The organism is Actinoplanes cyaneus (assembly GCF_016862095.1).
Taxonomy (GTDB): Bacteria; Actinomycetota; Actinomycetes; order Mycobacteriales; family Micromonosporaceae; genus Actinoplanes; species Actinoplanes cyaneus.
In genome coordinates this window covers 13,428-25,511 of the sequence record NZ_BOMH01000080.1, presented here as the reverse complement: position 1 = coordinate 25,511, position 12,084 = coordinate 13,428, and the positions used below count along the sequence as shown (strand labels likewise).

At 71.0% G+C, this 12,084-nt stretch carries 12 protein-coding genes; 8 read left to right on the top strand and 4 right to left on the bottom strand.

Annotation, left to right across the window (positions count from 1 at the left end):
- Positions 1–20: 20 nt before the first annotated feature.
- From Acy02nite_RS42475 to Acy02nite_RS42460, 4 genes are all read left to right on the top strand, one after another.
- Positions 21–953, top strand: coding sequence for a ParA family protein (locus tag Acy02nite_RS42475; protein WP_203754910.1), 933 nt, complete (start codon positions 21–23; stop codon positions 951–953).
- Between the two features lies 1 nt (position 954).
- On the top strand, positions 955–1,629 hold the full coding sequence (locus Acy02nite_RS42470; RefSeq protein WP_203754859.1) for a hypothetical protein: 675 nt from the start codon (positions 955–957) through the stop codon (positions 1,627–1,629).
- 908 nt (positions 1,630–2,537) lie between these two features.
- Positions 2,538–3,488, top strand: a complete 951-nt coding sequence (locus Acy02nite_RS42465) for a hypothetical protein (protein ID WP_203754857.1) — start codon at positions 2,538–2,540, stop codon at positions 3,486–3,488.
- Between the two features lie 24 nt (positions 3,489–3,512).
- A complete protein-coding gene (locus Acy02nite_RS42460) occupies positions 3,513–4,466 on the top strand; it encodes an adhesin (protein ID WP_203754854.1) in 954 nt (317 codons plus the stop codon).
- Here the strand turns inward: Acy02nite_RS42460 and Acy02nite_RS42455 are convergent.
- Complete coding sequence (locus Acy02nite_RS42455; protein WP_203754851.1) at positions 4,459–5,397, bottom strand: hypothetical protein; 939 nt, start codon at positions 5,395–5,397, stop codon at positions 4,459–4,461. The genes Acy02nite_RS42460 and Acy02nite_RS42455 overlap by 8 nt on opposite strands.
- Positions 5,390–6,124, bottom strand: a complete 735-nt coding sequence (locus Acy02nite_RS42450; RefSeq protein ID WP_203754848.1) for a hypothetical protein — start codon at positions 6,122–6,124, stop codon at positions 5,390–5,392. Before Acy02nite_RS42450 ends, Acy02nite_RS42455 begins: the two co-directional genes overlap by 8 nt.
- 249 nt (positions 6,125–6,373) lie before the next feature.
- On the opposite strand from Acy02nite_RS42450, the gene Acy02nite_RS42445 reads away from it, so the two are divergent.
- The 3 genes from Acy02nite_RS42445 to Acy02nite_RS42435 are packed head-to-tail and all read left to right on the top strand — an operon-like array spanning position 6,374 to position 9,223.
- Positions 6,374–7,447, top strand: coding sequence for a segregation and condensation protein A (locus Acy02nite_RS42445; RefSeq protein WP_203754844.1), 1,074 nt, complete (start codon positions 6,374–6,376; stop codon positions 7,445–7,447).
- Positions 7,444–8,490, top strand: a complete 1,047-nt coding sequence (gene scpB / locus Acy02nite_RS42440; protein WP_239175774.1) for an SMC-Scp complex subunit ScpB — start codon at positions 7,444–7,446, stop codon at positions 8,488–8,490. Before Acy02nite_RS42445 ends, scpB begins: the two co-directional genes overlap by 4 nt.
- Positions 8,459–9,223 carry a pseudouridine synthase gene (locus Acy02nite_RS42435; RefSeq protein ID WP_203754842.1) on the top strand — a complete coding sequence of 255 codons (765 nt, stop codon included), beginning with the start codon at positions 8,459–8,461 and terminating at the stop codon, positions 9,221–9,223. The genes scpB and Acy02nite_RS42435 overlap by 32 nt, the downstream gene beginning before the upstream one ends.
- Before the next feature lie 38 nt (positions 9,224–9,261).
- Here the strand turns inward: Acy02nite_RS42435 and Acy02nite_RS42430 are convergent, their stop codons facing one another.
- Entirely contained in the window at positions 9,262–9,960 is a 699-nt protein-coding gene (locus Acy02nite_RS42430; RefSeq protein ID WP_203754841.1) for a permease-like cell division protein FtsX, read from the bottom strand.
- Positions 9,961–10,342: 382 nt separating this feature from the next.
- Here Acy02nite_RS42430 and Acy02nite_RS42425 point away from each other — a divergent pair, with 382 nt between their 5' ends.
- Complete coding sequence (locus Acy02nite_RS42425) at positions 10,343–11,275, top strand: aminoglycoside phosphotransferase family protein (protein ID WP_203754840.1); 933 nt, start codon at positions 10,343–10,345, stop codon at positions 11,273–11,275.
- Here the strand turns inward: Acy02nite_RS42425 and Acy02nite_RS42420 are convergent.
- Entirely contained in the window at positions 11,241–12,035 is a 795-nt protein-coding gene (locus tag Acy02nite_RS42420) for an alpha/beta fold hydrolase (RefSeq protein WP_203754839.1), read from the bottom strand. The two genes, Acy02nite_RS42425 and Acy02nite_RS42420, sit on opposite strands and share 35 nt — an antisense overlap.
- Between the last annotated feature and the right edge of the window lie 49 nt (positions 12,036–12,084).

Here is a 12,084-nt window from a genome sequence, read left to right as displayed (position 1 = left end):
GTCGGGAGGGGGCGATGGCGATGGCAGGGAACGGCGACCGTGCGGAAGCCTGGACCACAGCGCTCCGCGATCAGCAGAATTCCCTGGATCTGGGCGCTGACCTCGGTCCCGCCGACCCCACGGCGTACACGATGCGCCGTCCGATCCCCGAGCCCATGCCGACCGATCGGCACGGCCCGGCGCGGATCATCGCTCTGGCGAACCAGAAGGGTGGCGTCGGCAAGACGACCACCACCATCAACCTGGGCGCCGCGCTCGCGGAATACGGTCGGAAGGTTCTGCTCGTCGACTTCGACCCGCAGGGCGCCTGTTCGGTCGGCCTCGGGGTCAACCCGCACAACCTCGACCTGAGCATCTACAACCTGCTCATGCAGGACGACGTCGCCACCGAGGACGTCATCATCAAGACCAATGTGGCAGGGCTGCACTTGCTGCCGGCCAACATCGACCTCTCCGCCGCCGAGATCCAGCTGGTCAACGAGGTCGCGCGGGAGATGGCGCTGGCCCGGGCGCTGCGCTCGGTCCGCAAGGAATACGACTTCATCCTGATCGACTGCCAGCCCTCGCTGGGCCTGCTGGCGATCAACGCGCTGACCATCGCGCACGGCGTGCTCATCCCGCTGGAGTGCGAGTTCTTCTCGCTGCGCGGTGTGGCCCTGCTCCTCGACACCATCGACAAGGTGCGCGAGCGGCTCAACTTCGACCTCGAGCTCGAGGGCATCCTCGCCACCATGTACGACTCCCGCACCACGCACTGCCGCCAGGTGCTGCAGCGCGTCGTGGAGGCGTTCGGCGACAAGGTGTACCAGACGGTGATCACGAAGACGGTGAAGTTCCCGGAGTCGACCGTGGCCGGCGCTCCGATCACTACGCTGGATCCGGCGTCCTCGGGCGCCCGCAACTACCGTCAGCTCGCTCGTGAGGTCATCGCCGCCAAGGCAGAACGAGGATAGGTTGCTCTTCGCGCTCGGGACGCCGGTCGCGTTCGTCGCGCTGGTCGTCTCCTTCCTGTGCGGCGTCATGCTCCGGGCCGTCGCCATCCGGTTCACCGCGCGTACCGTCGGGCTGGCCGACCGCGGCGACCGCCTCGCCCCGAGCTTCCGCCACGACCTCGACCCGTTCGGCGCGGTCGGCGCGGCCCTCGGCGGCATGGGCTGGGGCAAGATGCTCACCGTCGACGACGTCCCCCGCTGGCGCGGCCGTGGCCGGGCCGCCGCAGTCTTCGCCGCCGGCCCGGTCGCCTGCATCCTCGCCGGCGAGCTCCTGGTCGCCGCGTTCGCCCTGACCGAGTCCGACGCCGGCCTCTTCCGGTTCCTGACCGTGGCCGAGATCCTGCACGGCATCGCCGGCCTGCCCTACGGCCAGCAGGCCCTCCTGTCGTTCGGCGTCGGGTTGCTGGCGTTCGGCCTGCTCGCGCTGATCCCGATGCCGCCGCTGGACGGTTTCGGCATCCTCTACAACGCGCTGCGCAAACCCGGCCCGGGCATGCAGTGGACGCGTCTGTGGTTCGAGGACAAGAACATCGGCGTCCTGTTGCTGCTGGTCTTCAGCCTGTTCCCGACCGGTTACCCGCTGATCCTGCACCTGCTCGACATCCTCGGCATGTTCTTCCTGCGCGTCTGGGGATAGCCGCGGGCGCACACCGAAGATCACCATCAAGTTCAAGATCTTCATGTCCCATCTCCGCTGTGGTCCTTCTGCGCTGCTCCCGCGGGGACCCTTCCGGGCTTCGCAAGGCCGTGGCCGGCCAGAACGCGAAACCCTCCAGGGCGGCCTCCATGGGTGGGCACGGTCAGAGCACAAGATCCGCCCAACACCTCACGCCGGCGCGGGCGCCCGCCCGTGACCCGTCCGCGAGGCCGCTGCCGGTCGGGCTCGCCGCGCGGCGCAACGTTCCGGCTGGTGCTCATGGTCGTTATTCGTGCCTCATAACGACCATGAGCACCAGCCGGAGGCCTGCCACCTGGGCTGCTGCTCGAGCCGGGGTGGGGCTGGTGCTCACGGTGGTCGTTCGTCCCGAACAACCACCGTGAGCACCAGCCGGGGGCGCGCCTCGCGTCGCTTCCTGACTCGAGGCGGGCCTGTTCGCGAGCCCTTGCTCGGGGTGGGCGGGATACGAATGGCTGACCGGTGTGGAACCGGCTGACCGATAAGGGCGATTCGGGTAGCGTTCCGGTGACTTGGGGTGACCGGGGGATGCGGCCATGGAGAAGACCCTCTGCTACTGCTGCGGAGGTGACGTGCCGGGCGACCAGCAGTGGTGTGGCTGGTGCGCCGCGCCCGTGGTCGCCGCTCCGGTCCCGGTTGCTTCGGTCTCACCTTTTCGGGCGTCCGCCGCGCACGTCGCCGCGATGCCTGCCGCGCCAGCTGCTGCTGCGCCACTTCCCGCCGCGCCACTTCCCGTCGGGCCATCTCCTGCAGTGTCACCTTCTGCCGGGCCGCTTCCTGCCGAGCCATCTCCTGCCGGGCCCTGGGCGGGGCCGACTCTGACGTTGGGGGCCGGGCCGGGCCGCCGTGGAGGTTCGGCACTGCCGATCGTGGCCGCGGCCGGCGTCGTGCTGGTGATGACCGGGGTGGTCGTCGCGGTCACGGCCGGCCGGGAGGACAGCCCGCGGGCGGCCGCCGAGCACTACTTCGAGGCGCTCGCCGACGGTGACGCCGAGCGGGCCCTGACCTATGTGGCCTCCGCCGAACAGATCGACGTCAGCCAGTACCCGCTGCTCGGCAACCAGGCGCTGAGCGAGGACCGGTACCGGCCGGGCGACGCCGACGTCGGCGAGGACATGGCGGCCGGCGGGCAGTTCGGGACCGAGGCGCGGTCGGTCCGGGTCGTCTACCGGGCCGGTGGCCAGTCCGTCGCGCAGGAGTTCGTGGCGGTGAACGAGAACGGCGCGTGGCGGCTGCGCCTGCCGTTCGTGCTGCTCGGCATCGACGGCGGCCGCGGCCGCGAGGTCACCGTGAACGGGGTCGGTCTGGGCTCGGCGGGCCGGGCCACCGCGGCGTTCCCCGGCGCGTTCGAGGCGGTCGCGACCGGGAACACCCTGCTCGCGGAGAGCAGGGCGAGCGGTGTCGCGCAGCGCCACGGCATCGTCGACTACGTCGCGTCGCTGCAGTTCGGCGTGCCGGAGCTGGCCCCCGGCGCCCGGGAGAGCATCAGGAGCCAGGCGCGCACCGCACTGGACAGGTGCGCCTCGAGCACCGGCGCCCAGCCGGCCGGTTGCCCGTTCGCGCTGAACGTCCCCGGCACCGACATCGGCGTGACCTGGTCGGTGACGACGTATCCGCAGGTCGACGTCCGTACCGACAGCATCGTGTGGTTCAGCGGCGCCGCCCTGCAACTCGTCGACGACGGGACCGGGAAGGTGCACTGGAGCGCCACCTACACCGACGCCGGCGGGACGCGGAAGTCGCAGAGCGGCGACTCCACGTTCCGGATCAACGGCAACGCGCAGGCCACCCCGACCGGCATCCAGGTCTCCCTGGTGTGACGCGCACGAGGAAAGCGAGTAATCATGAGCATGCCCGCACTGGGCCCGGGCAACGGTGACATCGCGTACCGGATGCAGGGTTTGCGGCATCAGCCGGTGGAACTCGGTCTGGACGAGTCGGTGCCGGTCTGGACGCTGGCCCGGCTGGGGCTGTCCGCTGCCGTTCCGGCGCTGGTCGTCTGGGCCGTCTCCGGGTTCCTGGCGCTCTTCGTCCACGCGGTCTCCGAGCCGAGCATGTTCGACCAGAGCACCCCGGGCGACGACGTGTTCGCGATCGGCTCCCTGCTGAGCTTCATCGTCTTCGGGATGGTGCTGCTGTCCGCGCGGGTCGACGAGTCGATCGCCGAGTGGCGGACGCTGATCGAGGAACGCTGGCAGAGCGCCGATTCGGCGTACGCCGCGATCTACGGCACGCTGCGTCGCCGGGGGATCCCGGTGGAGGCCGACGCCGTACGCGTGCGCAGTGATCTGCTGCCTCCGGAGGCGATCAACAACCGTCTGCTGATCAGTGACCGGAACCACCAGATCTTCATTTCCGTCTTCCCGTACGGGAGCAGCCTCTATCTGGGGTGGACCATGTCGCGCGGTCGCCGCGGCGTGACCCTGCTCGGGCAGTTCCTGCGTGACCTGGCCGGCGGCATGTCGGGGCGCACCGGCTCGATCGACCGCATGCTGCGCGCCGAGCGGGTCCGCGCGCTGCGTGAGGCCGTGCACGCCGCGGTCCGTGAGGGCGCGGACGTGGCGGCGCAGGGTGTGCTGGTGCCACCCGGCCAGGTCTTCGGCGCCGAGGTCCCGGTGCGTGACCTGCGCGCCCAGGCGGTGCCCTCCTACGCCGCGCCGCAAGCCCCGGCGCAGCACTTCGTGGCACCCGAGTCCTACGCCCCGCCGCAGCAGCCCGAACCCCCGGCCGAGCAGCACAGGCCTCGCCCGCACCCGCACCCGGCGCCGTCCGAGGGGGCCGATCCGCCGATCAGTTAGGCGCGTCGTTCTCGACCTGGAACTGGACCCGCACCGTGTCATCGATCGGCACCACCAGCGTCGTGTTGCTGGCCGACCACACCTCGGGGATCAGGAACATCCGGTCCTTGCCCGTCACCAGCAGGCGCAACCGGCGGTAGCGGTAGTGGAAGTCCTGGCCCTCGGCGACCGGCAGCCGGGTCTCCTCGACGATGGTGCTGCGCAGGTAGAGCCGCTCCTTGGTGTCCAGGATGACGCGGGGCAGGTGGTCCGGGCGGGCGGCGACGTCCCGGGCCAGGCCCCGGCCGGACCACTGGGCGACCGTCGCGGTCGCCCAGAAGGTGGCGGCCACCAGGACCACCGCCAGCAGGAAGCGGGCGCCCCGGCGCAGTCGCGGCGCGGGGTCGGCCGCCGCTGGTTCGCCGGGGTCGCGTCCCGCGGGCTCCGCTGCCGGCGGCAGCAGGTCGGCCAGGCGCCAGGTGTACCAGATCAGGCCGGCGCCGCAGATCAGCAGCACCGGGACGAGAAGACCGAAGAATTCCCCCAGACCGATCCGCGGGTACGCGAACAGCAGCGCCACGGCGGCGGCCAGTACCACGGCGCCGGCACTCTCGGCGACTCGCAGCAGCCGCCGGACCCGCCGCTCCCGGTTCGCGCGCGACGCCACCGCGATCCGGCGGCGCAGGACCAGGTGCAGCAGCAGGCCGCCGGCCCCGGCCAGGGCGAGGGTGAGCAACGGGACGAGCAGCGGCTGCGGGCTGCGCATGACGTAGTCCTGGGTGCCCAGCCCCACCACGTCGACGTCGACACCGAAGTACTCGTACTGGGCGTGCGCGGAGACGTATCCGAAGTAGAACAGCACGGCGCTGACCAGGCTGACCGGAGCGATCACCTCGGCCCAGGCGACGAGCCGGCGGGGGAGCGGCCCGAGCTCCCCCGCGACATCAGTCATCCGCGCTCGCGTCGGTGCTCGGCGACGGCGACGGCGACAGTGACGGCGAGCGGGACTCCTTCGGACCCGGCTCGGCAGGAAGGTACAGCGTGACGAACTGGTCGTCGGAGTTGCCACCCGCGTCGTCGTACCAGGACTTGCAACTGGCCTCGGCCCCGGCGGCGCAGTACACCTCGCCGCGGAACTTCAGCCGGGTCCCCACGTCACCGGTGGGATCCGACCTGCGCGGAGTCACCGAGACCGAGCAGGTGCCGTTCTCGGGGCTGAACGTGTAGCCGTCACAGGCCGGCCGGCCCTCGCAGGTGCCGCCGTTCACGTCGATCCGGCCGTCGGGGGTGGTCCAGACCTCGACGATCTTGACGCTGACGCCCTCCCGGGGGCTGGTGAGCATGTTGATCCCGACGCAGAACTCCTCGTCCACCTTCTCGGTGTACGTCTGGTCGGCGCCGACCGGAGCGTTGGCGAGCTTCGCCCAGGGGCGGTCGGTCTCGGGCGCGGGTTTCTCCGGGCCCTGACCCTCGGACTTCGGGTCACCGCCGGTGCCGTTCTCCTGCTGCGGCTCCCCGCCGGGGCCGCCGGAAGCGTCCCCGGTCCCGGTGTCCGGGCCGCCGGTGGAGCTGGAGGTCTGGGACGACCCGTCCGAGGTGGTGTCGTCCTTCGTGCCGCCGCAACCGGACGTGCCACCGAGCAGGAGAACAAGGATTATCAGAACTCGTCGGATCGGCATGATGCCTCCGAACCGCGAGACCGCGACGACCCGCGGCCCCGCTAGCGGGAAGACGCGGTCAGCGTCGCCATCGACACTAGGCGTGATCCGCGGGCCCGGACATGGGGTGAACGGGCCGCCCCGAGGGCTTGATCAGCCATCGGATACACATTTTCGGGTCGAGACGCCGCGGCGAAATCGTGGCGCCGAGCAACCGTCCATGATCTGTGACGTTGGTAGGGCGTGAGCCCGGAGCATGTTGTCACAGGGATGGTCTACGGTCGGCACGTGCTTGAAGAGCCTGCCCAGCCGGTGTCCGCGGACGAGCTTCCGCCGGATCCTGAGCTCACCGCATCCGACGATGCGGCGGTCGTCGCGGCCGCGGAGGCCGATTCCGGGAAGTTCACGGTCAAGCTGCACAACTTCGAGGGCCCGTTCGACCTCCTGCTGCAGCTGATCGGCAAGCACAAGCTGGATGTCACCGAGGTCGCCCTGCACGTGGTGACCGACGAGTTCATCGCCTACATCCGGGCCATGGGCGACGACTGGGATCTCGACGAGACCAGTGAGTTCCTGCTGGTCGCGGCCACCCTGCTGGACCTCAAGGCGGCCCGCCTGCTGCCCTCGGCCGAGGTGGAGGACGAGGAGGACCTGGCGCTGCTCGAGGCCCGTGACCTGCTCTTCGCCCGGCTCCTGCAGTACAAGGCGTTCAAGGAGGCCGCCGCCCACATCCACGAGCTGGAAGGCATCGGCGCGCGGCGCTGGCCGAGGATGGTGACGCTCGAGGAGCGCTACGCGGCGGCGCTGCCCGAGCTGGTCCTCGGCATCGGGCCGCAGCGGCTGTTCAAGCTGGCGCTCAAGCAGTTCACGCCGAAACCCGGGCCGCCGCAGGTCTCGATTGCGCACATCCACCAGGTCCGGGTCAGCGTCCGGGAGCACGCCGAGCTGCTGCGCGACCGGTTGCGCCGGGCCGGCGTGGCCACGTTCAGCCTGCTGGTGGCCGACTGTGACAGCACTCTCGAGGTGGTTGCCCGGTTCCTCGCGCTGCTCGAGCTGTACCGGCAGAATCTCATCGATTTCGAGCAGCCGGTGTCGCTGGACGAGCTGACCGTTCGCTGGATCGGTGGCGACGAGGAGGAGGCCGAGCTCAGCGTCGACGACTACGAGGGCAGTCCCGAGAAGATCACCGGCAAACCGGACCGTCCGGGGGGTGCCGGGTCGGATGATGGCGGGGAGACGACCACCGTTTCGGACGAAACGCCCGCGAACGAGCTTGACTCGCCCGCCCCGGTTGACGATCTTGACGAGGGCGACGAGGCGGCCCTGGAGGAGAAACAGCAGTGAGCGACGAGAGTCAGGAGTCCCTGGCCGCGCAGATGGGCGCGTGGGTGCCGCCGTGGGAGCGCAAGCGCCACGAGCCGGACCGTGATTTCCAGGACGAGGCGGTCGACGCCCCGCAGGAGCTGCCCGGCGAGCCCGAGCCGGAGCCGACCGAGGTCGAGGTCGAGCCCGAGCCGGAGGTGCCGCTGCCGGACGCCGTCGAGGAAGCCGCCGACCCGGAGCCCGAGATCGCCCCTGTGCCCGGCGCTGCCCCCGACGTTGCCCCTGTGCCCGGCGCTGCGCCCGAGGCCGACGAGCCTGTGGACGAGCCGGCGCCGGTCGACGAGCCCGCCCGCTCCGACGCCGAGCTCACCGGTTACCTGGCCGGCTTCGAGGACGCGTCCGCGCACCTCGCGGGTGAACCTGTCGTCGACGTCACGCCCGTGCCCGCCGTCGTCCCGGCCCAGCCGACCGGCCCGCGCGAAGGGGCGGGCGACGACCGTACCGAGGAAAGGGTCCTGGATGACGCCGAGTTGTCCGCGGCCCTGGAAGCGATCCTGCTCGTCGTCGACGAACCGACGAACGAGCTGAAGCTCGCCGAGGTGCTGGAGCAGCCCGTCGAGCGCGTCGCGCGGATGCTCGACGACATCTCGGCGCGCTACACGGCGGCCGGGCACGGCTTCGACCTGCGGCGCGCGGCCGGTGGCTGGCGGCTCTACACCCGTCCGGAGTATGCGGCGTACGTCGAGAGGTTCGTCCTCGACGGTCAGTCCGTGCGCCTCACCCAGGCCGCGCTGGAGACACTCGCCGTGGTCGCGTACAAGCAGCCGGTGACCAGGTCGCGCATCTCGGCCATCCGCGGTGTGAACTGTGACGGCGTCATGCGTACGCTGGTCACTCGCGGCCTGATCGAGGAAGTCGGCACCGAGCCGGAAACCGGGGCATACCTGTACCGGACCACCGCTCTGTTCCTGGAGAAGCTCGGCCTGAACTCGGTCGATCAGCTGCCGCCGCTAGCCCCATTCCTGCCCGACGATGTGGAAGAAGTGCTCGATGCCTCAGGCTGACACCGCCGAACGCCTCCAGAAAGTCCTGGCCGCGGCCGGTGTTGGATCCCGGCGCGCCTGCGAAGATCTGATCTTCCGGCGGCGCGTCACGGTCAACGGACGGGTCGCCAAGCTCGGCGACAAGGTGGACGCGGCCACCGCGGAGATCTACGTCGACGGGCAGCGGGTGATCACCAACACCAAGCTCGTCTATGTCGCGCTCAACAAGCCCCGCGGCGTGGTCTCCAGCCTCGACGACGAGAAGGGTCGCTCCGAGCTGGCGAACTTCCTTCAGGACAACTTCGAGCAGCGGCTGTTCCACGTGGGCCGCCTCGACGCCGAGTCCGAGGGGCTGCTGCTGCTCACCAACGACGGCGCCCTGGCGCACAAGCTGATGCACCCGTCGTACGAGATCGCCAAGACCTACCTGGCCGAGGTGGTCGGCCCGCTGCCGCGCACGGTCGGCCGGCGGCTGCAGGGCGGTGTCGAGCTGGAGGACGGCCCGGCGAAGGTGGACTCGTTCCGCCTGGTCGACGCGATCGGCAAGACCGCGCAGGTGGAGATCACCCTGCACGAGGGCCGCAAGCACATCGTCCGCCGGATGATGGACGAGGTCGGCCACCCGGTCACCCGCCTGATCCGGACGGCGGTCGGCCCGATCCGCCTCGGTGACCTGCGCCCCGGCGGCTTCCGCCACCTGTCGAACGCCGAGGTCGCCGCCCTGTTCAAGGCCGTCGGCGACGAGCAGGACTGATCAGTTCCGGCGGGCCCGGTCGCGGGCCCGCCGGTCAGTCAGCACAGGACGTCGGCGCCCGGGTCGGTCTCGCTGCCGTAGGGCTTGACGACCGACATCTTCGTGATGGCCGCGTTGCCGCCGAGCGGTTTGAGCGCCGTGCAGTCGAAGCCGCGCTGGACGGCGGTGAGCCGGAACGACTCCGGCATGTTCTCCTCCTTGAGGCCGGCGAGCGCGTCCGGTTTCGACGCGTAGGCCTTCTGCGCCTCGGCGAACGCCTCGGCCTTGCCGACCAGCCGGACCGCGCTGTGGCCCGGCAGCGTCTCCAGCACCTTCTGGATCTCGTCCTTCTGCTGCTGGCTGGTCCCGTCCTTGAGGATGACCACCATCGTGTACTTCTCCTCCGGCACCTGGCGCCAGCCGGCGAGGTACAGCCCGCCGAACGCGGCGGCCGCGCCGACCAGCAACGCCACCAGCGCGGTCACCACCGGCGCGCCGCGGCGTCGCCCGGTGGCCGTGGGCGCGTCCGTCGCTGCTTTCTCGGCCGCGATCCGCTCCTTCGCCGTCGGCCCAGCGGTCTGCTGCTCACGGCTCGCCTCCGCGGCCCCGGCCCGCTGCTCGCGGTGCGACTCTGCGGCGCTGGGCCGCTGCTCGCGGTGCGACTCTGCGGCGCTGGGCCGCTGCTCGCCGACGGGCCCCGGCGACTCGGGCTGCTGCTTCTCGGCCGGCTCCGGCGTCTCCGGGGAAATGTCACTCACGATCGCGGAACCTTACCGGTCCGTGGCTACTCGTGGGTATCTCCACGCCCACGAACTTCCCCGGCTGGTGCTCATGGTCGTTATCCGGGACGGATAACGACCATGAGCACCAGCTGATCGGGGGCGAGCCGCGGCACCCGCTGGAGTGGGCGGGTCTCGCGCGTGGCCGCTGTGGCCCACTGCAGGCGCGGCGGGGCGCGGCCCGGGCTGGTGCTCATGGTCGTCATTCGTGCCTCATGACGACCATGAGCACCAGCCGGAAGGCCGGGCCGCGCGCACGCCGGCCCCGGTCGGGCCTCGCGTCCCCGGCCCCGGTCGGGCCTTGCGTCCTCGCTGCGGCCGAGTGGTGCTTCACGAGGTGGGGGTGACTAGGGTTCGGTGGGTGCTGGTTGTTCCGGAGGGGCTGCGGGCCTCGCACGTGCGCTACTTCGGCGAGGCGACAGCGGCGTGGATGGACGCACTGCCCGGGCTGGCCGCGCGCTGCGTCGACGCGTGGGGGCTGCGACCCGACGGCGAGGTGTGGCACGGCACCGTTGCGCTGGTCGTCCCGGTGCGGCGTGCGGACGGGACCCCGGCCGTGCTCAAACTCCAGCCGGTCGACAGGGAGACCGTGGGCGAGCCGGTCGCGCTGCGCGCGTGGGGCGGGCGAGGGGCCGTACGCCTGCTGGAGCACGACGCGGAGTCCGGGTCGATGCTGCTGGAGCGGCTCGACGCCGCTCGCGGGCTCGGCGGGGTCGCGGACGTGCGGGCTGCCTTGCGTACCCTCAGCGGGGTCTTGGCCCAACTGCATGCCGTCGCCGCGCCGCCGGGCCTGCGCCACCTCGCCGACATCGCGTCTGGCCTGCTGGAACGTGCGCCGCGAGCGATTCCGCGCCTGCCCGACCCGGCCGACCGCGAGCTGGCGCGCACGTGCGTGGCGGCGCTGCGCGAGGTGCTGCCCGAGCCCGGCGACCGGTTGCTGCACTGGGATCTGCACTACGACAACGTGCTCGGTGCTCCCGACGGTGCCGGCTGGGTCGCGATCGACCCGAAACCGCTGGTCGGCGACCCGGGGTTCGAGCTGCTCGCGGCCCTGCACAACCGCTGGCCGGAGACGGACGTGCTGCCGCACTTCGACCTGATGACCGAGGTGCTCGGGCTGGACCGGGGGCGCGCGGCCCGCTGGACCCTCGCCCGGGTCCTGCAGAACCTGGTCTGGGCCGCGGAGGAGGGCACAGCGAGCTGGTCCGCCCATCCTGACCGGCTGATCGCCGAGGCGCTGCTGAGCCGGGAGCTTCCGGTCACTGGTCGAGGAAGGTGTGCAGGGCGGCGTTGAAGGCGGCCGGTTGTTCCAGGTTCGGCAGGTGGCCGGCGCCGTCGATCACCGCGAGCATCGACCCCGGGACGAGGCGGTTCATCAGCTCGGCGTCGGCGACCGGCGTGAACTCGTCGTCGCGGCCGACCACGATCAGCGTCGGCACCGCGACCGTGGTCAGCAACTTCTGGTAGTCGGGACGTTCGGCCCGGCCACGCAACGCGGCCGCCGCACCGGCCGGGGACGTGCGGATCATCATGTCGTGGACGTGCTCGGCGACCCGCGGCATCGCTGTCACGTTGTACGCGGCCATCATCTTCGGCAGGTTCTCGTCGGCGTAACCGGTCATCCCGCCGGCGAGCAACTGGTCCGCGACCCGGTTGCGGTGCGCGTGCCCCGCCGGGGTCTCGCCTTGCGGGAACGTGTCGGCGAGCACGAGCCCGGCGATCCGCTCGGCGAAGAGCCGGTAGCACTCCATCACGATCTGCCCGCCCATCGACAGGCCGCCGAGCACCACCTCGTCGAGCTCGAGGTGGTCGATCAGCGCGAACGTGTCCCGCGCGAACGTCTCCAGAGTGGTCAGCCCTGGGACCACGGTGGACTCTCCGTAACCGCGGAGGTCGGCGGCGATGACCCGATATCCCTCGGCGGTCAGCGCGGAGATCTGGGGCCACCACATCGAACGGTTGAACGGGTGGCCGTGCACGAGCACGAAGGCCGGCCCGGCGCCGTAGTCGTCGTAGCTGACCGTGATGCCGTTGACGGCTGCCGTGCGAGTCATGATCACACCGTAGGAAAGCTCCCAGCCCTTGGGAAGATCCAATACGGCC